A 26226-nucleotide genomic window follows, 5' to 3' on the forward strand; every position below is an offset into this window, starting at 1 on the left:
CGTTACATGGCTGAGCGGCACGCGCGCGGCGCGGCCATGCTATCCTTCCGCTTCCCGTTCTTACCATGAAGTCAATGAATACGATGAGTCCTGTCGCCGAGCTCCCCGAGGCCACCGAAAACGCCACCCCCGCCACGCCCGACGCGCCTGCGAATGACGCGCCGGCTGCGGCCCCGGAAGCCGCCCAGTCGCCCCGCGCCCTGCTCAAGCAGCTGCAACAAGAGTTCAAGGCCTTCCGCGACTGCCTGCCGCTGGCGATCGGCATCGACAAGCAGGTGCTGGCCCGCCTGCCCGGCCTGAACCGCAAGACCATGCGCGCCGCGCTGGGCATCCACACGGGCTCGATGCGCTACCTGCGCGCAATGGAAAAAGCCACCGTGCGCTACGACCTGGACGGCAATCCGGGCGCCGAAGTGACCGACACGCACCGCCAGCACGCCAAGGAACTCCTGCAGGAACGCTTCAAGAAAGAAGCCGAGCGCAAGAAGGCCGAGCGCGACGCCGCCGCCCAGGTGGAAGCCGACCGCAAGCGCCAGGAAAAGCTGCAGCAGCTGGCCTCCAAGTTCGCGAAACGCTGATCCGGCAGCACGGATGAGCGAGGCCGAGGACGCCCTCCCCCCTTACGAAGGCATCACCCTGGCCGACGTGCGTCTCGTGCGCACGCGCCAGGATGCGGACGGCGCGCTGTCCGCGCTGCTGGCGTCCGACGTCATCGGCTTCGACACCGAATCGAAGCCCACGTTCCAGAAGGGCGAGCAATCGACGGGGCCGCACCTCGTCCAGCTCGCTACCGACCAGCACGCCTATCTGTTCCAGATCGGCGTGCTCAAGCCGCGCGCGCCGGACGCAACTCCCGAGCTGCCGCCCGGCGTCGACGTGTTGCGCGCCGTGCTGGAATCGCCTGCCATCCTGAAAGTCGGCTTCGGCCTCGGCGACGACCTGCGCCGCCTGCGCGCCAAGCTGGGCATCGAGACGTGCAACGTGCTCGACCTGTCCACGGCCCTGCGCCGCGGCGAGCGCAATGCGCTGGGCGCGAAGACGGCCGTCGCGCGCTTCTTCGGCAAGCGCCTGCAGAAATCGCGCAAGATCACGACGACCAACTGGGCCCTGCCGCGCCTGTCCGACAAGCAGATTCTGTACGCGGCCGACGACGCCCACGTCGCCCTGCGCATCTACCGCCACTGGCGCGCGAATCCGCCGCCGCCGTTGCCGCCGAAGCCCAGCGCCGGCGGGCCGCGCCGCGCCGCGCAGCCCAAGCCGCGCACCTGAGCATGCGTGTCATCGTCGTCCGGCCGCTGCTGGCGGCCCTCTTGCTGGCCGGCTGCTCGCGCCACGAGGGTCCGGTCGACGGCGCCACAGTCTTCAAACCATGCGCGTCCTGCCACCAGATCGGTCCGAACGCGCGCGGCGGTTTTGGTCCGCAGCTCAACGGCCTGTTCGGCCGCCGCGCCGGCAGCACGCCCGATTTCAAATACTCGGATGCAATGAAAGCGTCGGGCATCGTGTGGGACGAACGCACGCTGGCCGCGTACCTGCGCGATCCGGACAAGATGGTACCGGGCACGAAGATGCGCTTCTGGGGCATCCACGACGAGCAAGAGATGGCCGCGCTGCTGGCTTACCTGCGCACGTTCCAGGACGCGCGCTAGTTAGCTTTCTCAAAAGATTGCGTGAAGTTCAAGTCGACGCGGTATCATGCCGCTTGTACTTTCTCGTCGACCACAGGAACGTCATGCATTTGCGCCCTGCCCCGCTGTTGCCATTGCTATTGCTGGCAAGCTTGCACGCGGCGCCGGCACGGGCCCGGCAAGCCGTGCCGGACACGCTGGAACGCCGCGTGGCCGCGTGCACGTCGTGCCACGGCAGCCAGTCCGCGCCGGCGCCGCAGCCGTCGTCGGGTCCGAACTACTACCCGCGCATCGCCGGCAAGCCGGCCGGCTACCTGTATAACCAGTTGCACAACTTCCGCGCGGGGCGCCGCCAGTACCCGTTGATGACCTACATGGTCGAGCACATGTCCGACGATTACCTGCGCGAGATCGCGACATGGTTCTCGACGCAGCACGTGCCCGCGCCCGTGCTGGCGCGCTCCAGCCTGCCGGCGGGCCAGCTCGAGCGGGGGCACGAACTCGTCACGCGCGGCGACGCCACGTTGAAGGTGCCGGCCTGCATCGCATGCCACGGCCAGCGCCTGACGGGCGCCCTGCCCGCCATCCCGGGCCTGCTGGGCCTGCCGCGCGACTACATCAACGCCCAGTTCGGCGCCTGGCGCAACGGCACCCGCCGCGCCCACGCGCCCGACTGCATGGCGACGATCGCCGGGCGCCTGTCGCTGGCGGACGTGGCCGCGATCTCGGGGTGGCTCGCGAGCGAACCGGTGCCGGACGATGCCACGCCCGCACCCGACGTGCCTCACCCGATGCCGCTGGCGTGCGGGAGCGAACCGGAGCGGCGGCCATGAAGCGCAGCGTCATCCTGATCCTCATCGTGGCGGCGCTGGCCGCCCTGTTCGTCGCGTGGCCGCGCGCCGAATTCATCCCGTCGCGCTCGCAGGCAGCGTGGGCGGCGACACAAGCCAATATCGCCCGCGGCGCCTATCTCGCCCGCGCGGGCGACTGCATGGCGTGCCACACCGCGCGCGGCGGCACGCCGTATGCGGGCGGACGCGCGCTGGCCACGCCGTTCGGCACCGTCTACGCCCCGAACATCACGCCGGACGCGCAGACGGGCATCGGCGCCTGGACCGCGGACGATTTCTGGAATGCCCTGCACAACGGCATCGGAAAAGGCGGCCGCTTGCTGTATCCGGCCTTCCCGTACCCGAACACGACGAAGGTGACGCGCGACGACGCCGACGCCCTGTACGCGTACTTGCGCAGCCTCGCGCCCGTCAACCAGCCGAATCGTCCACATGCATTGCGCTTCCCGTACGACCGGCAGATCGTGCTGGCCGGCTGGCGCCTGCTGTATTTCAAGCCGGGCGTGTACGCGCCGCAGCCAGCGAAAGGCGCCGAGTGGAACCGGGGCGCCTACCTCGTCGAGGGCCTGGGCCATTGCGGCGCCTGCCACAGCCCGCGCAACGGCCTCGGTGCGACGGGCGCCCGGCTGTCCGGCGGCCACATTCCGATCGTCGGCTGGTACGCGCCTGCGCTGGACGCCGACAACGAGGCAGGCCTCGGCAACTGGGACCAGGCGCACATCGTCCAGCTGCTGCGCACGGGCGTCGCGCCGCGCGGCGCCGTGTTCGGGCCGATGGCGGAAGTCGTGGGACAAAGCCTGCAATACCTGACGGACGCGGATGCGGGGGCAATGGCGACGTACCTGAAATCGCTGCCGGCCGATCCGGCGCCGCGGCGGCCAATCACGCCGCCGCCCGAGGAGATCATGAAGGCGGGCAGGAAGCTGTACGAAAACCACTGCGCCGACTGCCACGGCAGCGACGGCCGCGGCACGAGCGTCGCCGGCCATCCCGCGTATCCGCCGCTGGCCGGCAATGGCGCGTTGACGATGATCGATCCGGTGAACGCCATCCGCATCGTGCTGAACGGCGGCTTCCCGCCCACGACCGCGGGGAATCCGCGGCCGTTCGGCATGCCGCCGTACAGTCCCCTGCTGGACGACGCGGAGGTGGCGGCCGTCGTGACCTATGTGAGGAATAGCTGGGGCAATGCGGCACCTGCCGTCACGCCGCCGGAAGTCAACCGGTGGCGGGCGGTGCCGCTCGACTGATCACAAGGAGGACAACATGCCACTTTATCGCGTCTGGTACCGCAACAACGAGGAACCGCTGGAATTCACCACGCCCGGCCGCATCAGCGAAGCGGAGATGCTCGACCAGGTCCTCGCGCACGAAGGCATCGAACCCACGGGCCCGACGACCGTGCAGGCGCTCATCGCCAGCCACGGCCTGGCGCCCGTGCGCTACACGGAAGACGAAAGCGAGATGAACGTCATCGGCTAGCCGTGGACACGTGGCCGACCGCATAGACCAGCGTCGCGGCGTCGGCCACCGGCTCGCTGTCCCACAGGCGGAAGCGCACCAGGGTCCACGTTCCCGGCTCGTAGCCGACGACCACCGCGAGCGCGCGGCCGCCGTCGGCCGTCTCTTCCCTGCGCAACGCTTCCAGGTCGGCGCCGGGCGGAATCGTCCGCCGCTCGACGGACGCGAAGCGCGCGTGCTCGAAGCCCGGCGCACATCGTGCCTGCCACACGAGCCACGTCGCCACCGGCGGCCGGCCGAACGCCTGCGCCACGCCGGCGAATCCGGGGCCGTTCAGGAACGCGTGCATCCCGTCGACCGTGTTCCAGACGTAGAACGGCGCGTACGCATTGTCCTGCGCCGGCCCCGTCTTGCGCGCGCTGAGATAGGCCTTGAACAGGAGCCCGGGAAAACCGTCCATCAGGTGGCCCTTGTCCGCGATGCGCCGGTCGATGATCGCCATGTCGTAGTCGGCCGGCAGCGCAAAGCGGTACTGCATGGCGATCATGGTTTCTGCTCCGCCAGCGGCGCCGCGATGCCGTTGCTGAACGACCAGTCGGCGTAGTCCGTCGTCTGGACGATGACCATCAGGTCCTCCGGCTGCAGCCCGGGAGATTCGGCCAGCAGGTCGGCAAGGCGCTTGTAAAACGCCTGCTTGGTCTCCGCGTCGCGCGGCTTGCCGCCGGTAACGCAGACGAGGATGAAATCGTCGCTGCGCGGGCCGCCGAGGTAATCGCGGTCGAAAACCAGTTCCTCGGGGTCGTGCTGGTGGATGGCCTGGAAGCGGTCCGCGACGGGGATGCGGAAGGCGTCGACCAGGGCCCGGTGCACGGCGTCGGACACGGCACGCAGGTACTCGCGCGGCTTGCCGCGGCGCAGGGAGATGCGGACGAATGGCATGGCGGTCTCCTCACTTCGGATCGCCGAGCAGGCGCGCGGCGGTGGCGGCCGCGGGCCAGCCGGCGTAGAAGGCCAGGTGCGTCACGACTTCTTCCAGCTCCTGCCGGGTGACGCCGTTGTCGAGCGCGGTCTGCAGGTGGAACGGCAGCTGGCCGTCGCGGCACAGCGCGACCAGGCAGGCGACCGTCACGAGACTGCGGTCCCGTTTGCTCAGTGCGTCCCGCTCCCACACTTCGCCGAACAGCACGCGGTCCGAAAGATCGGCCAGCGGCGGCACATTGCCGAGGGCACGCTGGCCCTGGCCTTTCAACGTGGTCGTCATCGTCTTGGCTCCTTGAATGGTTGACACGGCCATCGTAACGCCGTCAAACTATTCTGAAAATCGAATATATTTGAATCAACCATTCAATGAAACGGGACAATCATGCGGCGAACGAATTTCGACATGGACGCGCTGCGCAGCTTTTGCGAAGGCGTCGACCTCGGCAGTTTCGCGAAGGCGGCCGACAGGCTCGGACGGTCGACGTCGGCCATCAGCATGCAGATGAAGAAGCTGGAAGGACAGGCCGGCACGGACCTGCTGCGCAAATCCGGGCGCGGCCTGGAGCTGACCCCGGCCGGCGAAACGCTGCTCGGTTACGCGCGCCGCATCCTCGACCTGAACGACGAGGCACGCACGGCACTGGCCGGCCTGGAGCTCGCAGGCACCGTCAGGCTGGGCCTGCAGGAAGATTTCGGAGAACGCCTGCTGCCCAACGTGCTCGGCCGCTTCATGCGCAGCCATCCGGACTTGCAGATCGAAGCCGTCATCGCCCGCAACAGCGAACTCGTCGCGCAACTGCAGGCCGGGAAGATCGATCTCGCCCTCGCGTGGCACACGGGCCTCGACTTGCCGTACGCGGACTTGCTGGGCGAGTATCCGATGCGCTGGGTGGGCGCCGCCGCGCACGAGCCCGTCGTCGAACCGGTGCGGCTCGTCGTGCTGCAGGCGCCCTGCCTCATGCGCAAGGCGGCGACGGACGCGCTCGACCGGGCCGGCATCCCCTGGCGCGTCGTCTACACGAGCCCCAGCCTGGCGGGGATCTGGGCCGCTGTCGCAGCCGGACTCGGCGTGACGGTGCGGACCAGCCTGGGGTTGCCCGGAGACGTACGCGTGCTCGATGGCTTGCCGGCGCTGCCCGGCATCCGGCTCGCGCTGTACAGCGGCGCGGCGACGCCGTCGCCAGCCTGCGCGCGCATGGGCGCGCTCATCAAGGAACACATCGTGAACGCGCCGTATTAATTGCGATCTGTTGTTTCTCGTCCATAACTGATGTTATCTGATTGACACCGTGCTAGCATGCCAAAGCCGAGCTTAACCGCCGGTCGATTCACATTTCTACCAAAAAGTTAAATTCCAAAACTAAATCGTTAAATCAATATCCTGAAGAGGTCAGTGATGAATCGAGCCGTAGAACCCGATACAACTTACCCGAGCGCCACGCTGCCGATCAGTACAGATGGGAAACTCTCCCTGGACCCGAAGAAAGCCCGGGAATTCGGGGAGGAACTGTCCGGCGTATATTGCTTCGCCGAACCCTTTCCGCACATCGTCATCGACGATTTTCTCCCGCGAGCCCTGATCGAAGAGATCTACGAGAAGTTCCCCAGAGAGAAGCTCGCAGACGATAAATATTACGAGAACAACTACGCGGGTCTGCACAAGCGTCAGGTATTGCCGGAAAGCTGTGAAGAACGCTTGCGCAACGTTTTTCATTTCTTTAATTCCGCGCCTGTCCTGCAGTTCCTGGAAGGCCTGACGACGATCGAGTCGCTGGTCGGCGATCCTTATTACTATGGCGGCGGATTCCACGAGATCTTCCGCAGTGGGAAACTCGGCATTCATGCGGATTTCCGGGTGCACTCGCAATTGCACCTGAATCGGCGCATCAACATGCTCATTTACCTGAACAAGGACTGGGACCCCGCATACGGCGGCAACCTGGAGCTCTGGGACAGGCAGATGACGGCGAACGTCGAAACCGTCGCGCCGCTGTTCAATCGTTGCGTAATTTTCAATACCGACGCGGATTCATACCACGGCCACCCGGACCCGCTGAATACGCCGGCCGGCATCACGCGCAAATCGATCGCCCTGTACTACTACACGGCGTCGAAAAAGGTCTATGAAGACACGCCGGCACACTCGACCATGTACGTCGCCCGTCCGAACGACGCCGGTTCGGACAAGCGGCAGGCCATCCGGCTGAGAATCGAAAACTACAAGAAGGACTGGCTGCCCCCGGTCGCGCTCAGGGCGCTCGCCAGGATCAAGCGCAAGAAGAAAGCCTGAGCCAGCGGCTGCTACGGCAGCCGCCACGACCGAAGTGTCGAGAGAACAGTCAACAGCTCGGCCGGTTCGACGGGTTTGGCGACGTGCATTTGAAAACCGCTCGTCAGCGCCCGCATGCGATCCTGGACGCGCGCGTAGGCGGTCAACGCCACGGCCGGTACGCCGGGCAGGTTGCGCTCCTTCTCGCGCCGCCTTACCTCCGCGATGAACGCATGGCCATCCATGCCGGGCATGCCGATATCGCTCACGATCAGGTCCGGGCGCATGCCCTCCCAGAGAATCAATGCCTCTTCCGCGTTCGATGCGGTCTCGACCACGGCATGCGCGCTCGACAGGACGGATGCGAGCATGTTGCGCGCATCGTGATCGTCCTCGACGAGGAGCACGACCACGCCCGATAGCCCGAACTCATCCGTATTCAATGGCACCCGGTCGGATTGGACCGAGAGCTCTTGTTCGGTGGCCGCCGAGCGCGTGGCCAGGGGTGCGATGGGCAGGCTCACGGTGAACGACGCCCCCTTGCCGAGGCCATCGCTATGGGCGCTTACCTGTCCCCCGTGCAGTTCGACCAGTTTCTTGACGATGGCCAGTCCGAGGCCCAGGCCGCCATGCTTGCGGCTCGACGACGAGTCCACCTGCGTGAAGCTGTCGAATACGCGCGGCAGGTATTCCGCCGGGATGCCTGCGCCGTTATCCGTCACGACGATGTGTACACTGGACTCGTGACGTTGCAGGGCGAGGTGCACGCGACCGTGCTTGGGCGTGAACTTGATCGCGTTGGAGACCAGGTTCCAGACGATCTGCTGCAGCCGCTCGGGATCGCCCGAGATCGGACCGGCCAGCGGATCGATCACCAACTGCAATGCCACCGACTTGGCCATCGCCGCCGGGCGCAGCGCTTCGATCGCCGCCTCCACGGAGGCCTGCGGCGAAAACAGCCGGACATTCAGGCGCAGCTTGCCGCTCACGATACGCGAGATGTCCAGCAAGTCCTCGACAATCTGGGCTTGCGCACGGGCATTACGTTCGATCGTCTCGATCGCACGCTGGGTCATCGCACTGTCGAGGCGGCCCGACGTCAGCATTTGCGACCACCCGAGAATGGAGGTGAGCGGCGTGCGCAATTCGTGCGATACCGTCGCGAGAAACTGGTCCTTTGCTTCATTGGCGCGCGAGGCCGCTTCGTAGAGGCCCTGCTTCTCCTGGGCTTCCTGCTGCGCCCGACGCTGGGCGAACACGGCCTCCTGGTAGAGCGACGCCTTGTTCAAGCCGATGGCCGCCTGGGCGGCGAGTGTTTCCACGATCCGCTCATGCTCTTCCTTGAAGACGCACGTCTCCCCATGCCCGAAGAACAGCCCGCCGATCACGACGCCGGTGCCGAGCTTGACGGGAACGGCCAGGTAGGAACGTACCGGAAGGTGCCCCGGCGGCATGCCATGATGGGGCGACATTTTGCCGTAACGGGGATCGAGGCGGATGTCGTCGCTGCGGATCGTACCTTCGCCGCGAAACGTCGGGCCGAAGACTGGGGTATTGCGGGGCAACGGGAATCTGGAGAAGCGTTCCTTGGGTACCCCGGAGATGGTGTACAGGGTGTAGGACTCCCCCTCTTCGTTCCGTACGTTGTAGAAGAACGCGCCGAACTGCGCACCGGTCAGCCTGGTCGCGGTATCGGTCACCGCCTGCACGATTTTCTCGTGGTCGAGTTCTTGCAGGATCAGCAGGCCGATCTGGTACAGCGCCTCGCGCTCGTTCTCCTGTTTGCGCGCGGCGCTGGCATCCTGGACTTCGATGACGGTACCCACCACCTCGCCCTCCCGCCGGATCGGGCTGGCGGTGAATTTTACGGCGTAATGATGCCCGTCCTTGTGAACGAAGGTTTCTTCGCCCTGCTCCTGCATATTTGCGGGCGCGGCGCGATCGATCGGGCACGCTTCCAGCGGATAAGGTGTTCCATCGGGTTTCGTGTGATGGACAAAGTCATGCAGAGGTGCCCCCTGGACCTCGGCAAGCGTATATCCCGTCAATCGTTCGGCCGCCGGATTCATGTAGACGCAATGCTGGCGGTTGTCCATGACGAACAGTGCAACCGTCGCGTTGTTACACAGATCTTCCAAGTCCACTAAGCGCTGGCTTTCCACTGGCTGCCGTACCCAAAAAAAATAATGCCGGGATTTTACTTGGCGTACAGATCCATTGGCGCGCGCGTCGGTACGCAGCCATTATTGCAACTTGAGGAGGCCTCGAGGACGGTCTCCGGCGCGTCCCGGCGCGCTGTCCGCCCCGTTCGCGAGCAGGCGCAACAACGCCGTGATATCGACTGGTTTGGTGAGGTGATGGTCGAAGCCCGCAGCGATCGAACGTTCGCGATCCGCCGCCTGGCCGTAGCCTGTCAACGCGATCAACGTGGCCTGTGCGGTCTGCGGCAATGCGCGAAACCGTTGCGCCAGCTGGTAGCCGTCGATATCGGGCAAGCCGATATCCAGCAGGAGCACGTCCGGTGCAGCCGCTTCCACCAGCGCCAGCCCGCGGCGTCCCTCGTAGGCGACATGCACCTGATGCCCGATCGAACCCAGGTACAAGGACAGCATGTCGGCCGCGTCGGCATTGTCGTCGACAATCAGGATGTTCAGCGGTCGGCCCGGCGCCGTATCGCCGTGCCGCGGCATGTCCGGGACGGATGTCGCCTGCGCCCGCGGCAGCCAAACGGTAAATTCGCTGCCGGCGCCTGGCCCTCTGCTCGTCGCGCCGATGCATCCCCCGTGCTGCTCGACCAGGCTTTTCACGAGTGCCAGCCCAATCCCCAATCCGCCCTGGGCGCGATCGAATGAACGTTCGCCCTGGACGAACAGATCGAAGACATGAGGCAGCAGCGCGGCATCGATACCGATGCCGTTATCCCGCACGACCAGTTGCACCGTGCCCGCATCCGCACTCAGTTCAAGCTCGATGCGGCCCCCCTGCGGTGTGTACCTGGCGGCGTTGTTGAGCAAATTCGTGACGATCTGCACCAGCCGGGTGCCGTCGCCGTGCACGTACGCGGCTGGCGTCGGCACCGACAGTGCCAGATGGTGACGGCGCGCGTCGATGAGAGGCCGCGCCTGTTCGACCGCATCGCGCACGATGGTCACGATGTCGTGCAGTCCCTCCGTCAGCACCACGAGGCCGCGCGTGACGCGCGAGACATCGAGCAGGTCGTCGAGCAGTTTGGTCATGTGCCCGATCTGGCGGTCGATGATCTCGCAGGTCTGCTTCACCCGATCGGGCGTGGCGTGCCCGAGCCTCAGGATCCTGGCCGCCATGCCGATCGGCGCGAGCGGATTGCGCAGCTCGTGCGCCAGCATCGCCAGGAACTCGTCCTTGCGGCGGTCCGCATCGCGCAGCTTTGTCTCCGCCTCGCGCCGGAACACCAGTTCGTCTTCGATGCGCTGGTAGGCCGACTGCAGTTCGCGCCGGCTGACGTCGAGGGCCGTATTGAGTTCGTTGGCACGGCGGTGGCTTTCACGTGCGGCGGCGGCGAGCCCCACGGCGGCGATTTCAGCCCGTTCGCCAGCCAGCTTCGCACCCAGCAGGGGCAGCAGGGCGACAATGGCAGCACGGGTCGGCGCGGCAGGCTCCGCCCCAAGGAACACGACGATGACGTTGCCGTCCGAATCGCACTGCCCCCATGCCGGCGCGTCCGTATCGGATCCGGCCCACGGCAGGGCCGCCTCCGCGCTGCCCATGTCCGCGCAACGGCGCAGGAACGCCTGCCAGCGTCCACCGGCACGCAACGTCTGGGGCAATCCGGGCGCAGGCAGGAATATCCCGACTTCCGCGTCCCTTCCAAACAGTAGAACCTGTGCGACGCCGGCATAACGTGCAAGGTTGGTCGTCCCGACAAGTCTCGTCCCGGCGTTCTGCAGCTCGATAAAGATGGACACCAGCTCGAACGGGATCATCGCATGCTCAGCGCGGGATCGCACATACGACGGCAGTACAGTTGTGGAATCCGCTAAATTGTCCGGTGCTCCGGGCGATCTGGCCATACGTGTTACAACCGGCGAAATTTTCCGACCCGAGCGCCTCGCCCACGGCTTTCAGTTCGTCGTCGAATCCACGCCCGAGGCGCAGCCGGGTGGCGGCGCAATCGAACAGCAGCGAACCGGCGTGTTCTCCCCCATCCAGACCCGCCAGCGCCGCCTGGGCCGCCTCGCGCGCGGCTTCGCAAGCAGAGGCGGCGTCCGCGACCATGATGTGCACGGTGGCCCCGACCGGCACCTCGGCGGCACAGGAAATCGAGCCGTCGTCATCGAGCGCAAGCGGTACGCGCAGCTTGTAGCCGTCGCCGGTGTCGATGCCGATCACGTTATGAAGGAAGAACGGGAGCGGATCGGCACGGTTGAACGTCTGGCCCGTGGCCTGGGCATGCTCTTCGAACGCTTCCACCGCAGACGTGGCGTTCAGGCTGACCAGCCGGGTGCCTTGCGCTTCGGTGACACGCAGCGGGGGGCTGCCCGGTCGCCAGCCATGACGAACGCCGAGACCGATGGGCTTCTTCGAAAGCATTTCAAGTACGACGATCGCATCGGTATGGGCTTCCGTCCCGATGAAAACATGCGTCTGCCTGAACCTGGCATCATCGGCCGCCCCGCCGCCGAACAGCTGGTAGGTGCCGCCGGTACGCAGCATCATCTCGTGGATGATCTCGTCGACATAGCCTGCCAGCGCATCGGTCAACACGAGCGCGCTGCGATACGGGAAATCGGGATGGTCGCTGCCGGTAAACACGGGCATGACCTGTTCGAGGGCGCCGCTGAAGTCTTGACGGAGTCCCGTGCCCAGTCCGGCTCGAAACAGGATCTCGTCCGTGCGGATGGCCATCACGGACACGGAACCTTCCCCCGTGGCGCAGCCGGAAAACTCGCCCGCCGACGAGCAGCCGACAAGCACGTGCGGCCGGCAGGCAGCCTCGAGTGCGGCCAGCAGCGGATGGTAATCGATTTCGGGAGATGCGAAGACGATCAGCACGTCGGGGCGGCCGCCGTCCAGTTTTTCAAGGAGAGAATCGGCCAGCACGCGGCTTGCCGTTTCCGGCGAGCATAGGAGAGTATGGCTGACCGCCACTTTGGTATATGCCATGGGTGATCGATACAGTGGGTAAACGCTGAGGAATGACTGGAGAGTTACCGAACAGCTCAACAGACTTTGGCTGTCTGCATACAATAGTGTAATCAGGAAAACCGTGCAAAGTTTGTCCGTGCGGCAACAATTCCAGCCGGCTCAGCGCCCCGTCACACCATCTCGGCAAACCCGATCCGGTCCGTGGTCGCCGCCCGCGCCTCGTCCACGCCGACCACGTGCGCGGCCAGCAGCGCTTCCAGCACGCTGTTCATCGTGTGGCACCCCGGCCCGCGCCCCGCGTTCATGTGCGCGCGGATGGCGCCCAGGTCGCCCTCTTCGATCATTGCCGCGACGGCCGGATTGATGGTCAGGCATTCCGTGGCCAGGTGGTAGCGGTTGCCCTGCTTCGACGGCAGCAGCGCCTGGCACAGCACGCCGCGCAGCGCGTGCGCGAGGGCCTGGCTTTGCGCTTCGGAATTGCCCAGCAGGCGCAGCATCTTCTGCAGGCCCAGTTCCGTCGAGCGCGCATGCAAGGTCGCCAGCACGAGCGGGCCGGATTCGGCCAGCGCCAGCGCTTCCTGCGCGGTCTGCGCATCGCGGATCTCGCCGATGACGATCACGTCCGGACGCTCGCGCAGCGCGTCCAGCGCACCGAGGTAATAGCTTTCGACGTCGCCATCGACGCCCACCTCGCGCTGCGTGATGATGCATTTGCGCTGCGGGATCAGCGTCTCGACCGGATCCTCGATGGTGATGATGTGGCCCGAGCGCTGCCTGTTGATCTCGTCGAGGATGGAAGCGATCGTCGTCGACTTGCCCTGGCACGTGTCGCCGATGATCAGCACGAGACCACTGGTCAGGCGCGCGAATTCGCGCTCGTCCGCGTGCAGGCCGAGCGTGTCCAGCGCCAGCGGCTCCTTCGGGAAGCGGCGGATCACGCAGCCCAGGCGCTTCTTGCCCTGGAAGCTGAAGCAGTTGGCGCGGATGCGGGCCGTGTGCAGGTCGATCGAGCGGTCGAAGGCACGGTCGGCGATGCGCTCGGCCCAGTTCGGCTCGATGACGTCGAAGAACTCTTCCAGCTCTTCCTTCGTGATGGGCGAGTCCGTCACCGCGACGAGGCCCTTCGGCTGCCGGAGCATCAACGGACTGTTCTGGTGGATGATGATGTCGGAAAACACCAGCTTCGAATTCAGCAGGTGCAATATCTGCTCGACCAAGGTGCCGAACACCGGATGGTCTTCGTTTTCGATATACGACAGGGTGGGAATCTGCGAGGACTGGTGGTATTCCATCATGTGTCGAATGGCAAACGGGCCCGGATGAGCGATCCATTCATTATAAAACCGGCATCCTGTCAAAATTCCAACTGGAAAGATATTTTTTCTGACACCAAGCTTCGACCGTGCCTTGGCCGCCACATCGTTTCGACTGTTAGCGCACGACATTTTCGTGTTAGCATCTTCGAAAACTTATAACAGGAGACTACGATGACTCGCCATCTTCCCTTCGCACTCGCACCAGTCGCATTGGCTGCCCTGCTCGCCACGGCACCCGCGGTGGCCCAGCAGGATCCGGCAGCCCGCGCGGCCAGCCTCGTCGCCCAGATGACGCTGGAGGAAAAAGCGGCGCAGCTGGGCAACGACGCCCCCGCGATCCCGCGTTTGAAAATCCCGAAATACAACTGGTGGAACGAAGGCCTGCACGGCGTCGCGCGCGCCGGCTACGCGACCGTGTTCCCGCAGGCCGTCGGCATGGCCGCGACCTGGGACGAGCCGCTGATGCACGACGTGGGCGACGTCATCGCGACGGAATTCCGCGCGAAGTACCTCGCCACGCGCGCCCCCGACGGCGGTACGGACTGGTACCGCGGCCTGACCGTGTGGTCGCCCAACATCAACATCTTCCGCGACCCGCGCTGGGGCCGCGGCCAGGAAACCTATGGCGAAGACCCGTACCTGACGTCGCGCATCGCCATCAACTTCATCCACGGCCTTCAGGGCGACGACGCGCAATCGTTCAAGACGATCGCCACCGCCAAGCACTTCGCCGTGCACAGCGGGCCGGAATCGAACCGCCACCGCGAAGACGTCCACCCGTCGCCGCACGACCTCGAGGACACGTATTTGCCGGCGTTCCGCGCCACCGTCACGGAAGGTAAAGTGGCCTCCGTCATGTGCGCGTACAACGCCGTCAACGGCATCCCTGCGTGCGCCAGCGACGACCTGATGGAGCAGCACCTGCGCCGCGCCTGGGGCTTCAAGGGCTTCGTCGTGTCGGACTGCGGCGCGGCCGCCAACATCTACCGCGACGACAGCCTGCACTACACGAAGACGCCCGAGCAGGCCGTGGCCGCCGCGTTCAGCGCGGGCATGGACCTGATCTGCGGCGACTACCGCAACAAGATGACGACGGAGGCCGGCCCCATCGTCAACGCCGTGCGCCAGGGCGAATTGAAGGAGGCCGTCGTCGACCGCGCGCTCGTGCGCCTGTTCGAATACCGGATCCGCCTGGGCTTGCTCGATGCGAACCCGCCGCAGGCGTACGCCGGCATCAAGCCGACCGACAACGACACCCCGGCCCACCGCGCCGTCGCGCTGAAGACGGCGCAAGAGGCGATGGTGCTGCTGAAGAACGACGGCCTGCTGCCGTTGAAAAAGACGCCGAAGACGATCGCCGTCATCGGCCCGAACGCGGACAGCGAGGATGCGCTGGTCGGCAACTACAACGGCCAGCCGTCGCATCCGGTGACGGTGCTGGCCGGCATCCGCGCCCGCTTCCCCGATGCGAAGGTGGTGTATGCGCCGGGCACGGGCCTCGTCGGACCGGCCGAACCGCCCGTGCCCGACGCGAACCTGTGCGTCGACGCCGCGTGCCGCACGCCGGGCCTGAAGGCCGAGCATTTCGAGGGCCCGGACCTGGCGGGCACCGCGCGGGGTGCCGTCGAAAAGAATGCCCGCGCCGCGTGGCAGGAAGGCGGCCACAATGCGTCCGCGCGCTGGACCGGCTACCTGAAGGCGCCGCGCACGGGCGATTACAGCCTGCGCTACCTGAGCAATGCCGGCTACCGCATCTGGGTCGACGGCAAGCAGATCGTGGATGCGTGGGACGTGACGGATTCGCCGTCGATCGAAGCGGGCAAGGCGAAGCTGCAGGCGGGTAAAACCTATCCGATCCGGATCGAGGCCGTGCAGCGCGGTGCGCGCGGCGACCAGAAACTGGTGTGGAGCACGCCCATCGACGGCGGCAAGGAAGCCGTCGACCTGGCCCGCCGCGCCGACCTCGTCGTGTTCGTGGCCGGCCTGTCCGCCAACCTGGAAGGCGAGGAACTGAAGCTGCAGGTGCCCGGTTTCGCGGGCGGCGACCGCACGAGCCTCGACCTGCCGGCGCCGCAGGAACGCCTGCTGGAAAAGGTCGTCGGCACCGGCAAGCCGACGGTGCTCGTGCTGATGAGCGGCAGCGCGCTGTCCGTCAACTGGGCCGACAAGCACGTGCCGGCGATCGTCCAGGCCTGGTATCCGGGCGGCGAAGGCGGCCATGCCGTGGCCGGCCTGATCGCGGGCGACTACAGCCCGGCGGGCCGCCTGCCCGTCACGTTCTACCGCGGCGTGGACGGCCTGCCGGCCTTCACCGACTACCGCATGGACGGCCGCACCTACCGCTATTTCAAGGGCGACGTGCTGTACCCGTTCGGCCACGGCCTGTCGTACACGACGTTCCGCTACGGGACGCCGGCGCTGTCGGCGCCGTCCGTCGCGGCGGGCAGCCCCGTCAACGTGGACGTCGAGGTGGCCAACACGGGCAAGCGTGACGGCGACGAAGTCGTCCAGCTGTACGTGGCCAAGCCGGGCGATGCCGCCAATCCGACCCTCGCGGGCTTCCGCCGCATCCACCTGAAGGCCGGGGAACGCCAGCGCGTCTCGCTGGCGCTGGATGCGCGCGCCCTGTCGCAGGTCGACGCGGGCGGCGCGCGCAAGGTCGTGCCGGGGGCGTACACCGTGTACCTGGGCGGCGGGCAGCCGGGGCATGCGCAGACGGTCAAGGCGGCGCTGACGGTGACGGGGGCGGCGTCCGAATTGCCGAAATAACTCTCAGCGCCGTTCCCGCGAAGGAGGGAACCCAAGTGCTGCATGCGTTTCGATAGCTCGTGCAAAATTGGGTCCCCGCCTCCGCGGGGACGACGTATTTATTGCGCGTTTCACCCCGCCTGCGTGCATTCCGGTCCGGTTTTCATGCGTTTTGTCGCAAACCGGTACCCCGCCCGCCGGCTCCCGCATACGATGTGCACATCGACACCATGCACATCAGGGAGACCACCATGACCCACCATACAACCCGCCGTTTCCTCCTCGCCGCCTGCGCCCTTGCCTGCATCGCCCTCGCGCCGCAGGCCGAAGCGGGCGATTGGCCCTGGAGCAGGAGCGAACAGGTGCAGGGCAGCGGCCGCGTGCAAAGCCAGGCACGCGAAGTCGCCCACTTCAGCGGTCTCGCGATGTCCCTGCCGGGCAACGTCGAGATCAGGAGCGGCAGCGGCCGCGAAGGCGTGACCGTCGAGGCGGACGACAACCTGCTGCCGCTGATCGAAACCGTCGTCGAAGACGGCACCCTGAAGATCCGCGCCAAGCGCAACACGAACCTGCGCACCCGCAACCTGAAAGTCGTCGTGCAGGCGCGCGACATCGACCGCCTCGCGCTGGGCGGCTCCGGCAATATCGATGCGGACGTCGTACGCGGCAGCCGCGTGCGCTTCGACGTGGGCGGCTCCGGTTCCATCAAGGTCCGCAAGCTGGAAGGCGAATCCGTCAACGTCGCCCTGGGCGGCAGCGGTAACCTGCAGGCGCTGGACGGCACGGCGCGCAGCACGTCGATCTCGATCGGCGGTTCGGGCACCGTCGACATGGGCCATGTGCGCACCGAGAACGCCAGCGTCACCGTGGCCGGCTCCGGCGACGCGACCTTGTGGGTGCGCGACAGCCTGAGCCTGACCGTGGCCGGTTCCGGCGACGTCAATTACTACGGCGATCCGCAGGTCACCCGCTCGGTGGTCGGCTCGGGCAACGTGAAGCGCCTGGGCGCCTCTCCCCGTTGATCACAGATCCCACCGCACCTCGGCCACGACGGTCCGCTGCGTGTACGGGTGAAACGCCCAGTAGGTACGGTCGTTGAGGTTGTCCACCCCGACCGCCGCGCTCCAGTGGCGGTCGAACCGGTAGCGTACCCGCGCATCGAACACGAGATAGTCCGACACCCCCATGTACGCATCGCCGTTCGGGTCGCTGTTGTCCAGCGTCCCGTACTGGCGGCCGCTGTAGCGACCTCCCAAGGTCGCGGTCCAGTGGTCGTTCGCCTTCCACGTCGCCAGCATCGTCGCGCGCCAGCGCGGCACGCGGGGCTGCCACTTGCCCACGCTTCCCGGGAAGCCCGCGTTCTCCGTGATGATGGAGTCGGCAAACGTGAGGCTCCCCGTCAGGTCGATCCCTTTTACCCCGACGTCGTCCGCCTGCGCCGATACCTCCAGGCCGTTCGTCCGGATGCGGCCCACGTTCTGCACCGTATTCACGGTCGTGCCGGCAGACACGAGCAGCGGCTGCGAATACAGTGCGTCGCGCGTGGTTTCGCGGAACAGCGTGACGCGCAGCGAACCCTTGTCGTTCAGCGTCTCGGCCGACAGCTCGCTCGTCCACGACTTCTCGGCCTTGAGGTTCGGATTGCTGTTGACGATGGCATTGTCGACGATGGAACCCTGGAACAGCTCGGCCGCCGTCGGGTTGCGTACGGCGCGGCCCGTCGAGGCCTTCAAGGTCCAGTCGGGACTGGCGCGCCATGACAGCGCGGCCTTCGGCGACCATGCCGTCTCGCTGCGCGACGGAAAGCCCAGCGGCGGCGCCAGCACGGCGTTCGACAACTCGCCGCCGTACGCGCGCCACCGTTCGAAGCGGGCACCGACCGTCGCACGCCATGCGTCGCCGATGCGCCAGTTGTCCTGCACATACAGGCTTTCCAGCCACGTGTTCCCGTTGAAGACGGAGACCTGGCGGCCGTCGCCCGCGTGCAGCCAGTCGCCCGCGCTGCCGAACACGCGCGTGCGCAGTTTCGCGTGGTCCGACTGCAGGCCGAATTCGACCGTGTGGTCCTCCGGCCGCCAGATGCCTTTCAGCGCCAGCGTGTTCCAGCCGCTGCCGTGCATGTCCGTGACCTGGCCCGCGCCGTTCGTGTCGGCGTCCGGCACGAGCACGGTCGGCGTGCGCACGAGGTCGCGCGCATAGTCGTACACGCTGGCGGCGATCTCCCAGTCGAACGTGTCGCGGCTGTGCTTCTTCAGCGACAGCCCGTGCATCGCGTGTTCCAGCGTGCCGCGGCTGGGTGCGAAATCGGAGGCGCGGATGTCGTACGCGCGGCCGTCGATGTTCACCCGCGTCGCCGTGGTGACGGGGTTGCCGGCCGCGTCGCGCAGATACGAATCGGCCACGCGTTTCGCCTCGTTGCGCCACCAGCCGAACGTGTAGCTGGCGCGCAGCTGCGGCGTGATGTCCCACGCGAGCTTGAATTTCGCGTGGTCCTGCACGGTGTGCGTCTGGCTCGTCGCGCCGATCAGCCACCAGTCCCTGTTCGACGGATTGCGCCCGGCGACGGCGCCCGTCACCGGGATGCCGCCACCGCCCGGCACGCCGGCCGACAGCAGTTTATTGGCGAACCCGATGGGCTGCGCATCGCTGTCCAGGCGCGACACGTCGATCCAGTACGACCACGCGCCGCTGCGGTCGCCCAGCGATGCGCTGCCCTGCCAGCCGTCGTAGCGGTCATCCGTGCGGTACAGCTTGAACCCCTGCGAATGGCCGGACAGCTTGACGTGGGCTTCGCGCTTCGTCGGCATGCGGGTCTGGAAGTCGACGACGGCACCTACCGAATTGCCCGGGTACGCGGCCGCGAACGGGCCATAGAGCACGTCGACGCGCTCGATCTCTTCCGGCGTGACGAGGCCCCAGCGCGGCGTGTACGTGGCGCCGTTGCCGAGCAGGTTGGACAGCAGGATGCCGTCCGCGTACACGAGCGAGCGCGCGCTGTTGCCCGTGCCTGACGCGCGGCTCGCGAGCACGGCGTGGTCGTAGTCGCCCGTGTAGCGCTTGCGCACGTTCAGGCTGGGCAGGTATTTCAGCGCGTCTTCGCTGTCGACCGCGTTGATCCGGTCCTCGACCTGGGCACCCGTGATGCCTTCGATCGTCGTCGGGATCTGCGCGGGCAGCGACGTCGGGCGGCCCCCGGTGATGACCACGGTTTCCAGGTGCGTGTCGTCCGCATGGACGTGCGCAGTCAAGCACGCCAGCGCGGCGAGCGCGAGGCGATGATGTTGGAGTCGCATGGGCACCTCAGTGATGGTGCATCGGCATCGCGGCGGGTAGCACTTCCAGCACCGGCGCGGGCGTCTTCGATTCGGGGGCGACGTCGGCCCAGTCCATGCGGCCCTTCTCGCATTGCTGGCCGACCTTGAACACCAGGCGGCCCGGCGCCTCGGGGAGCCTGGCCTGCAGCGTGAACTCGTCGTAGTACGCGTCCGGCAGCGGGCCGCCGCGCCAGTTGATCTCGCGCGGGGCCAGCGTGATGGTCCAGCCCGGCTTGGGCATCGGCTTCGCGGTGACGCCTTCCGGCAGCTGCACCGTGATGCCGGTCGTGGCGCTGCCGGCGCAGCCGTGGCCGACCTTGAACACGAGGGTTTGATGGGCGCCGGCCGGGGCGGTGGCCGGGGCGACGGTGATATGGGCGTGCGCCAGCGGCGCCGCGAGCAAGGCAGCGATCCAGAGAGCTTTCATGTGGCCTCCGTCAGTGAGCAGCGGTGTAAGTCAGCGGTTTGACCGGCACCTGCACGGTGACGTTCTCGCGCTTCTTGTCGGAACCGACGAAGGTCAAGGTCAGCGGCACCTGCTGGCCTTCCTTGAGCTGCTGCTTCAGGTCGAACAGCATGACGTGGTAGCCGCCGGACGACAGGTTGACGGGCTGGTTGGCCGGCAGGTCGATGCCGTCGACCTTTTGCATGCGCATCGTCTGGCCTTCCATGGCCATCTGGTGGACTTCGGCGCGGCCCGCGACGGGGCTTTGCACGTCGACGAGGCGCGTGGCCTTGGGCGAACGCAGCTGCATGAAGGCCCCGGCCGTCTTCTGGGCCGGCACGGTGGCCCGGATCCACGGGTCGCCGACGGTCACCTGGGCGAACGCGGCGGTCGTAACGAGGCTGGCCGCGGCCAGCACGATAAATTTGTTGTACATGACTTTACCTGACAAGAATGAATAAGCGGAATGAAGGTCAGGCAAAGACAGGCGGGCCGCGTGGCACGGCCGCCAGCCAGACGGCCAGCGGACGGGGGGCGTGATGGAACAGGAAGGGACGGGCTTCCGCGCCGTCCATGAGCGCGAGCGGCGCGTGCACGGGGGGCGGCAGGCCGTGGCTGCCCGCGTGGGCGAGGCAGTAGCCGCAATCGTCGAGGACGCGCATGCCGGCATGCTCGTCCTGCACGAGCAGCGCGGCGGCGGCGGCGAACGCGGCGCCGCCGTCGACGCTGCAGACGTCCAGCGGAATCGTCGGGCGGCTGGCGGCCAGCGCATGCGAAACCGTCGGCGCGAGCGCGTTCAGCAGCACGGCGAACAGTGCCAGCCACACGAAACGCAGGCGTCTTGTCGAACGAATCAGCATGATCCGATTATAGCCGCGTATGCACGGTGTGGCGCACGCGGCCCCTGTGACATTTTGTCCAGTGCGATCAGCGCTCGGCCATCAGGACTTCGCGCTCGACCTGCACGGTGCGCTCGCCGTCCGTCAGCCACACCTGGCCGTCCTGGATCGTGCATTGCAGCTGCATCGAACGCTGGGCCATCTGCTCCAGCTGAGCGCTCGTTTCCGCCGGAATGTTGATGATGGAAATTTTCTTGGTACGTTCGAGCTTGCTGGCCAGGCCCTTGAACCAGATATTGCTGGTGGCGCTGTAGCAGTACACGACCACGTGTTCGGCACGGCCGGCCGCCTTCATGAGTCGGCGTTCGTCGGGCTGGCCGACCTCGATCCAGAGGTCGATCGCACCGGTGAGGTCCTTGAGCCACAGGGCGGGCTCCTCGACGTCGAACAGGTCCTTGCCGTACGCGAGCGCCGGGTCGGCGTGCAAGGCGAAGGCGAGCAGGCGGATCATCACGCGCTCGTCGGTTTCCGAAGGATGCCGCGCGATCGTGAGCGCGTGCTCCTGGTAATAGTTGCGGTCCATGTCCGCAATGTTCAGGTCTGCCTTGTAAATCGTTGCTTTCAGGGCCATTCAGGTGCCTATTTCTATGGTTCAGCTGAACACGACAGTCTTGTCGCCATTCAGCAGGATACGGTGTTCCACGAACCACTTGACCGCACGGGCCAGCACGACGCTCTCGACGTCGCGGCCGATGGCCGTCAACTGCTCCACGCTCATGGCGTGGTCGACGCGCTCGACGTCCTGCTCGATGATCGGGCCTTCGTCCAGGTCGCCCGTGACGAAGTGGGCCGTCGCACCGATCAGCTTGACGCCGCGGCGATGCGCCTGCGCATACGGACGCGCGCCCTTGAAGCTGGGCAGGAACGAGTGGTGGATATTGATCGCCCTGCCCTTCAAGGCATCGCACAGCCCCGGCGACAGGATCTGCATGTAGCGCGCCAGCACGACCAGGTCGATGCGGTGGGTATCCAGCAAGTCGATGATGCGCGCCTCCTGGGCGAGCTTGGCCGATTCGCTGGCACCCGCCTCGAGCGGCAAGTGGTGGAACGGGATATTGTAACTGGCCGCGAGCTGGTAGAAGTCCATGTGGTTCGACACGATGGCAGGAATCTCCACCGGCAGCAGGCCGCTGCGGTAGCGGAACAGCAGGTCGTTGAGGCAATGGCCGATCTTCGACACCATGATCAGCACGCGCGGCTTGGCGCCGGCGTCGTGCAATGCGCCGTCCGCGCCCAGGTCCCCGCACAGCGAGCCGAAACCGGCGCGCAGCAATTCGTCCGAGATGGCGTCGTCTTCCAGCGCGAAGTGGATGCGCATGAAGAACAGCTTCGATTCCGGATCGCCGAACTGGGCCGAGTCGATGATGTTGCAGCCGTGTTCGGCCAGAAAACCCGAGACGCGCAGCACGATGCCGCGGTGGTCCAGGCAGGACAAGGTCAGGATATATTCTGGATACATTGCTAAAAACTTCAGAATGGTTGAGGTTGACTGAGCCCGACCATTGTCGCATAACCGGGGTCAGAGCCCGATTTAAAGAAATTGCCCAAAACCGGGCTCTGACCCCGGTTCAACAGGAGACGCAAATGACAACGAATCGGCAATTCCGCCTCGCCGCCCGTCCCGTCGGCATGCCCAGGCCCACCGACTGGCAACAAACCGAGGAACCCCTCGCCCCGCTGCAGGACGGCGAGGTGCGCGTGAAAGTGCTGTACCTGTCGCTCGATCCGGCCATGCGCGGCTGGATGAACGAAGGCAAGTCGTACATCCGTCCCGTCGCGATCGGCGAAGTGATGCGCGCGGGCGGGATCGGCGTCGTCGAGGCGTCGAACTCGCCGCATGTGGCCGTCGGCGACACCCTGACCGGCAGCTTCGGCGTGCAGCAGTACTGGACGGGCCCCGTCGACGCGAAGGCGGCCGCGGCCATGAAGATCGATCCCGCCCTCGCCCCGCTGCCGGCCTGGCTGAACGTGCTGGGCATGCCCGGCATGACCGCCTACTTCGGCCTCACGGACATCGGCCAGCCGAAGGCGGGAGAAACCGTCGTCGTGTCGGCGGCGGCGGGCGCCGTCGGTGCGACCGTCGGCCAGGTGGCGAAGCAGCTGGGTTGCCGCGTCGTCGGCATCGCCGGGGGGCCGGACAAATGCCGCTACGTCGTCGAGGAACTCGGGTTCGACGCGTGCATCGACTACAAGGCGGGGCCGGTACCGGCGGGGCTCAGGGAACATTGCCCGCAGGGCGTGGACGTCTATTTCGACAACGTGGGCGGCGACATCCTCGACGCCGTGCTGGCCCGCATCAACCTGAAGGCGCGCATCGTGATCTGCGGCGCGATCTCCCAGTACAACAACACGACGCCGGTGCGCGGCCCGGCCAATTACCTGTCGCTGCTCGTGAACCGGGCGCGCATGGAAGGCATGGTGGTATTCGACTATGCGGCGCGCTATCCGGAAGCCGTACAACGGCTCGGCGCGTGGCTGCGGGCAGGGGCGATCAAGAGCCGCGAGCACGTGGTCGAAGGCCTCGATCACTTCCCGGACGCCCTCACGATGCTGTTCGAAGGGAAGAACTTCGGGAAGCTGGTGCTGAAGGTCACAGACGACGCACATTGAACCAACCGCACGCCGCCGGAACCATTTGATCCCCTGCCTCTCTAACCGCACGAGCGCATCCATGAACGCTCGTTGATAGTTCAGGCACAAGGAGATCGATATGGCGACAAGCAAGGAAGGCGGCCACAAGAGCGCGGCCGACGCCGGCGGCAACGAGCAGAAAAGCCAGCCGGCCAAGCGCGGTTTCGCTGCGATGGACCAGAACCAGCAGCGTCAAATCGCCAGCAAGGGCGGCCAGGCCGCCCACCAGAAGGGGACGGCGCACGAATTCGATTCGGAAGAAGCGCGCCGGGCGGGCCAGAAAGGCGGGGAAGTGGTCAGCCGCAACCGCGCCCACATGGCCGACATCGGCCGCAAGGGCGGGGAAAGCCGGCAATCGGCCAACCGCGCCGCCGCCGCCGCGAAATCGGGCAACCAGGCGGGCACTCAGGCGGGCAACCGCCAGGGCAGCAAGGAGTCTTGAACTTTGGGGCGGTTCCCCTCACCACAGCGCGCAAGCGCCGACCGCGCCGCCGTGCCGGGCGCGGTTGCTCATCGCATTGCCGGGAGATGCGCCTGGAACATGGACGTGCTACAGTTCCACGCTTATGTCCACCGCTTCCCACCTCAAATACCTGGCCGCGTATCCCGCGCACATCCTGTCCCAGGTCGAGCGCCTGATCGCCGACAACCGCCTGGCCGACCACCTGCGCCAGCGCTATCCCGACGCGCACGACGTCCGCACCGACAAGGCCTTGTACGGCTACGTGCAGGATATGAAAGATGAATACCTGCGCAACGCCGAGCCCGTTTCGAAAGTGGCGTACGACAGCAAGATCGGCATCGTCCAGCAGGCCCTCGGCCTGCACACCGCGATCTCGCGCGTGCAGGGCGGCCGTTTGAAAGCCAAGCACGAGATCCGCATCGGCACCGTGTTCCGCGACGCGCCGCCAGCCTTCCTGCGCATGATTGCCGTGCACGAACTGGCGCACCTGAAGGAAAAGGACCACGACAAGGCCTTTTATAAACTGTGCTGCTGGATGGAGCCCGACTACCACCAGTTCGAATTCGACGTGCGCCTCTATCTCACCCAGCTGGAGCTGGGCGGCGAACGGTTGTGGGCGTGATCGCTCCCGAGCGGTCCACGGAAATTGCAATATGCACCATGGATGGCCGAAATGACCATCATCCCTCGTTGCTGTAGCACAACAAGTTATTGAACATCAGCCGCCGCGGGCCAAAAGCTGTCGACTTCCGCATGCGCACCGATTACAGTCGAGATCCGCGCTTCCTGCGCCCAGTGCCTGCCATCCGCGCAGGCTGAATGAACTCCGGCCGGTCGGCCGATCCCGACGAGACCCATGCAGCGACAACGCCTCGCCCAATTCCTGTTTCTTTCGCTGTCCGGACTTGCCGTCGCCAGCGCCGCCCGCGCCCAGGACAAGCCGGACTGGCGCATTTCCGGCTTCGGCACGCTGGGCGTCGTGCACACCGGCGAACGCGAGGCCGATTACACGTCGTCCGTCTTCAAGGCCAACGGTGCCGGCGCCACGCGCCGCTGGAGCACCGACGTCGACAGCCGCCTCGGCGTGCAACTCGACGCCACGCTCGCGCGCCACTGGTCGGCCGTGCTGCAGGTGGTCAGCGAACAAGGCCTCGACAACACTTACCGGCCGCGCGTCGAATGGGCCAACATCAAGTACCAGGCGACGCCCGAACTGGCGCTGCGCATCGGCCGCATCGCGCTCCCCGTCTTCCTGACGGCCGACTACCGCAAGGTCGGCTATGCGTATCCGTGGGTGCGCCCGCCCGTCGAAGGCTATAACGTGTTGCCCGTGACGAGCAGCGACGGCATCGACGCTACCCTGCGCTGGAGCGTGGGGCGGGTCCGCAATGCATCGCAGGTGTTCTACGGCCACAATTCCGTTTCGCTGATCGAACCGCTGCACGTGTACGGTCGCCGCAGCATCGGCATCTCGAACACGAGCGACTGGGGCGCGCTCAGCGTGCGCGCCAACGTGGCCAGCGCCGAGATCTCCAGCGACATCGGCGCCGAATTGTTCCGCGCGTTCGACGCCTTCGGCCCAATCGGCCAGGACCTGACCCGGCGCTACGCGCTGGACCACAAGCGCATGATGCTCGCGAATATCGGCGTGAACTACGACCCGGGCGCGTGGTTCGTGATGGCCGAAGCGGGCCGCACGGTCAGCCCTTCCTTCCTGGGCTCGACGCGCAGCGCCTACGTCAGCGCGGGCTGGCGCTGGCGGGCGTTCACGCCGTACGCGACGTATGCGCGCGTGCGCGCCACCAACGCGACGACGGATTCCGGCCTGCCGGTCGCCGCCCTGCCCCCGGCGCTGGCGCCGACGGCGGCCGCGCTGAACGCCGGCCTGAACACCCTGCTGTGGACGATCCCGCAACAGACGTCGCAGGCGGCGGGCGTGCGCTGGGACCTGCGCACGAACATGGCCCTCAAGCTGCAATACGACCGCGTGACGCCGCAGGAAGGCTCGCGCGGCACGTTCATCAACCCGACGATGCGCTTCGTGCCAGGCCACCCGGTCCACGTGGCCAGCGTCGCACTCGACTTCGTGTACTAGC

27 protein-coding genes are annotated in these 26226 nt (G+C 66.4%); 14 read left to right on the forward strand and 13 right to left on the reverse strand.

What is annotated here, in order from left to right; genetic code table 11:
* Positions 1 to 74 precede the first annotated feature (74 nt).
* The 6 genes from ACEN9G_RS02845 to ACEN9G_RS02870 all read left to right on the forward strand — a co-directional run bounded on the left by ACEN9G_RS02845 (position 75) and on the right by ACEN9G_RS02870 (position 3961).
* A complete protein-coding gene (locus ACEN9G_RS02845; protein WP_413345500.1) occupies positions 75 to 578 on the forward strand; it encodes a ProQ/FINO family protein in 504 nt (167 codons plus the stop codon).
* A gap of 13 nt (positions 579 to 591) precedes the next feature.
* On the forward strand, positions 592 to 1269 hold the full coding sequence (locus tag ACEN9G_RS02850) for a 3'-5' exonuclease (protein WP_495605521.1): 678 nt from the start codon (positions 592 to 594) through the stop codon (positions 1267 to 1269).
* Between the two features lie 2 nt (positions 1270 to 1271).
* The gene (locus ACEN9G_RS02855; protein ID WP_413346451.1) at positions 1272 to 1649 is read left to right on the forward strand and encodes a c-type cytochrome; all 378 of its coding nucleotides are present in this window, start codon (positions 1272 to 1274) and stop codon (positions 1647 to 1649) included.
* 83 nt (positions 1650 to 1732) lie between these two features.
* Positions 1733 to 2461, forward strand: a complete 729-nt coding sequence (locus ACEN9G_RS02860; protein ID WP_483127665.1) for a c-type cytochrome — start codon at positions 1733 to 1735, stop codon at positions 2459 to 2461.
* Positions 2458 to 3729, forward strand: a complete 1272-nt coding sequence (locus tag ACEN9G_RS02865) for a cytochrome c (protein ID WP_413338600.1) — start codon at positions 2458 to 2460, stop codon at positions 3727 to 3729. The genes ACEN9G_RS02860 and ACEN9G_RS02865 overlap by 4 nt, the downstream gene beginning before the upstream one ends.
* 16 nt (positions 3730 to 3745) lie before the next feature.
* On the forward strand, positions 3746 to 3961 hold the full coding sequence (locus ACEN9G_RS02870; protein WP_413338602.1) for a hypothetical protein: 216 nt from the start codon (positions 3746 to 3748) through the stop codon (positions 3959 to 3961).
* On the opposite strand, the gene ACEN9G_RS02875 is transcribed toward ACEN9G_RS02870, so the two are convergent.
* Genes ACEN9G_RS02875 through ACEN9G_RS02885 form a run of 3 tightly spaced genes read right to left on the reverse strand, consistent with a single transcriptional unit; the run spans position 3951 to position 5201 of the window.
* Positions 3951 to 4487, reverse strand: a complete 537-nt coding sequence (locus tag ACEN9G_RS02875) for a DUF4865 family protein (protein WP_413338604.1) — start codon at positions 4485 to 4487, stop codon at positions 3951 to 3953. The genes ACEN9G_RS02870 and ACEN9G_RS02875 overlap by 11 nt on opposite strands.
* A complete protein-coding gene (locus ACEN9G_RS02880; protein ID WP_413338606.1) occupies positions 4484 to 4879 on the reverse strand; it encodes a tautomerase family protein in 396 nt (131 codons plus the stop codon). Before ACEN9G_RS02880 ends, ACEN9G_RS02875 begins: the two co-directional genes overlap by 4 nt.
* A gap of 10 nt (positions 4880 to 4889) precedes the next feature.
* A complete protein-coding gene (locus ACEN9G_RS02885; RefSeq protein WP_413338608.1) occupies positions 4890 to 5201 on the reverse strand; it encodes a carboxymuconolactone decarboxylase family protein in 312 nt (103 codons plus the stop codon).
* A gap of 102 nt (positions 5202 to 5303) precedes the next feature.
* Between ACEN9G_RS02885 and ACEN9G_RS02890 the strand changes: the two genes are divergently transcribed.
* Together ACEN9G_RS02890 and ACEN9G_RS02895 are read left to right on the forward strand one after the other, a co-directional pair.
* Positions 5304 to 6161 (forward strand): LysR substrate-binding domain-containing protein, encoded by an 858-nt coding sequence (locus ACEN9G_RS02890; protein ID WP_413338610.1) that lies wholly within the window; start codon positions 5304 to 5306, stop codon positions 6159 to 6161.
* A 156-nt stretch (positions 6162 to 6317) separates the two neighbouring features.
* Entirely contained in the window at positions 6318 to 7211 is an 894-nt protein-coding gene (locus tag ACEN9G_RS02895; RefSeq protein WP_413338612.1) for a 2OG-Fe(II) oxygenase, read from the forward strand.
* A gap of 11 nt (positions 7212 to 7222) precedes the next feature.
* Here ACEN9G_RS02895 and ACEN9G_RS02900 read toward each other — a convergent pair whose 3' ends face one another.
* The 4 genes from ACEN9G_RS02900 to ACEN9G_RS02915 all read right to left on the reverse strand — a co-directional run bounded on the left by ACEN9G_RS02900 (position 7223) and on the right by ACEN9G_RS02915 (position 13606).
* Entirely contained in the window at positions 7223 to 9286 is a 2064-nt protein-coding gene (locus ACEN9G_RS02900) for a hybrid sensor histidine kinase/response regulator (RefSeq protein ID WP_495605522.1), read from the reverse strand.
* A gap of 147 nt (positions 9287 to 9433) precedes the next feature.
* A complete protein-coding gene (locus tag ACEN9G_RS02905; RefSeq protein ID WP_413338616.1) occupies positions 9434 to 11152 on the reverse strand; it encodes a hybrid sensor histidine kinase/response regulator in 1719 nt (572 codons plus the stop codon).
* Between the two features lie 7 nt (positions 11153 to 11159).
* Positions 11160 to 12332, reverse strand: coding sequence for an FIST signal transduction protein (locus ACEN9G_RS02910; RefSeq protein WP_413338618.1), 1173 nt, complete (start codon positions 12330 to 12332; stop codon positions 11160 to 11162).
* A gap of 152 nt (positions 12333 to 12484) precedes the next feature.
* Positions 12485 to 13606, reverse strand: a complete 1122-nt coding sequence (locus ACEN9G_RS02915; RefSeq protein WP_413338620.1) for a type IV pilus twitching motility protein PilT — start codon at positions 13604 to 13606, stop codon at positions 12485 to 12487.
* A 195-nt stretch (positions 13607 to 13801) separates the two neighbouring features.
* Here ACEN9G_RS02915 and ACEN9G_RS02920 point away from each other — a divergent pair, with 195 nt between their 5' ends.
* Both ACEN9G_RS02920 and ACEN9G_RS02925 read left to right on the forward strand, forming a co-directional pair.
* The gene (locus ACEN9G_RS02920; protein ID WP_413338622.1) at positions 13802 to 16399 is read left to right on the forward strand and encodes a glycoside hydrolase family 3 protein; all 2598 of its coding nucleotides are present in this window, start codon (positions 13802 to 13804) and stop codon (positions 16397 to 16399) included.
* A gap of 230 nt (positions 16400 to 16629) precedes the next feature.
* Positions 16630 to 17400, forward strand: coding sequence for a head GIN domain-containing protein (locus tag ACEN9G_RS02925; protein WP_413338624.1), 771 nt, complete (start codon positions 16630 to 16632; stop codon positions 17398 to 17400).
* On the opposite strand, the gene ACEN9G_RS02930 is transcribed toward ACEN9G_RS02925, so the two are convergent.
* From ACEN9G_RS02930 to purU, 6 genes are all read right to left on the reverse strand, one after another.
* Positions 17401 to 19671 carry a TonB-dependent receptor gene (locus ACEN9G_RS02930; RefSeq protein WP_413338626.1) on the reverse strand — a complete coding sequence of 757 codons (2271 nt, stop codon included), beginning with the start codon at positions 19669 to 19671 and terminating at the stop codon, positions 17401 to 17403. It lies immediately after the preceding gene.
* A 7-nt stretch (positions 19672 to 19678) separates the two neighbouring features.
* Positions 19679 to 20119, reverse strand: a complete 441-nt coding sequence (locus ACEN9G_RS02935; RefSeq protein WP_413338628.1) for a YcnI family copper-binding membrane protein — start codon at positions 20117 to 20119, stop codon at positions 19679 to 19681.
* Between the two features lie 10 nt (positions 20120 to 20129).
* Positions 20130 to 20573 carry a copper chaperone PCu(A)C gene (locus ACEN9G_RS02940; RefSeq protein ID WP_413338630.1) on the reverse strand — a complete coding sequence of 148 codons (444 nt, stop codon included), beginning with the start codon at positions 20571 to 20573 and terminating at the stop codon, positions 20130 to 20132.
* A gap of 37 nt (positions 20574 to 20610) precedes the next feature.
* Positions 20611 to 20997: a DUF2946 domain-containing protein gene (locus tag ACEN9G_RS02945; protein WP_483127666.1), complete on the reverse strand. Its 387-nt coding sequence runs from the start codon at positions 20995 to 20997 to the stop codon at positions 20611 to 20613.
* A gap of 67 nt (positions 20998 to 21064) precedes the next feature.
* Positions 21065 to 21607, reverse strand: a complete 543-nt coding sequence (locus tag ACEN9G_RS02950; RefSeq protein WP_371766214.1) for a YaeQ family protein — start codon at positions 21605 to 21607, stop codon at positions 21065 to 21067.
* Positions 21608 to 21628: 21 nt separating this feature from the next.
* Positions 21629 to 22495 carry a formyltetrahydrofolate deformylase gene (gene purU / locus ACEN9G_RS02955; protein WP_056127582.1) on the reverse strand — a complete coding sequence of 289 codons (867 nt, stop codon included), beginning with the start codon at positions 22493 to 22495 and terminating at the stop codon, positions 21629 to 21631.
* Positions 22496 to 22620: 125 nt separating this feature from the next.
* On the opposite strand from purU, the gene ACEN9G_RS02960 reads away from it, so the two are divergent.
* The 4 genes from ACEN9G_RS02960 to ACEN9G_RS02975 all read left to right on the forward strand — a co-directional run bounded on the left by ACEN9G_RS02960 (position 22621) and on the right by ACEN9G_RS02975 (position 26225).
* On the forward strand, positions 22621 to 23646 hold the full coding sequence (locus ACEN9G_RS02960) for an NADP-dependent oxidoreductase (RefSeq protein WP_413343738.1): 1026 nt from the start codon (positions 22621 to 22623) through the stop codon (positions 23644 to 23646).
* Positions 23647 to 23746: 100 nt separating this feature from the next.
* Positions 23747 to 24109 (forward strand): KGG domain-containing protein, encoded by a 363-nt coding sequence (locus ACEN9G_RS02965; protein WP_056127576.1) that lies wholly within the window; start codon positions 23747 to 23749, stop codon positions 24107 to 24109.
* Positions 24110 to 24233: 124 nt separating this feature from the next.
* Positions 24234 to 24752: a M48 metallopeptidase family protein gene (locus ACEN9G_RS02970; RefSeq protein WP_413343735.1), complete on the forward strand. Its 519-nt coding sequence runs from the start codon at positions 24234 to 24236 to the stop codon at positions 24750 to 24752.
* 234 nt (positions 24753 to 24986) lie between these two features.
* Complete coding sequence (locus ACEN9G_RS02975; RefSeq protein ID WP_483127667.1) at positions 24987 to 26225, forward strand: porin; 1239 nt, start codon at positions 24987 to 24989, stop codon at positions 26223 to 26225.
* The last annotated feature ends 1 nt before the right edge of the window (position 26226 follow it).

It is taken from the genome of Massilia sp. Masssp94 (assembly GCF_059491305.1).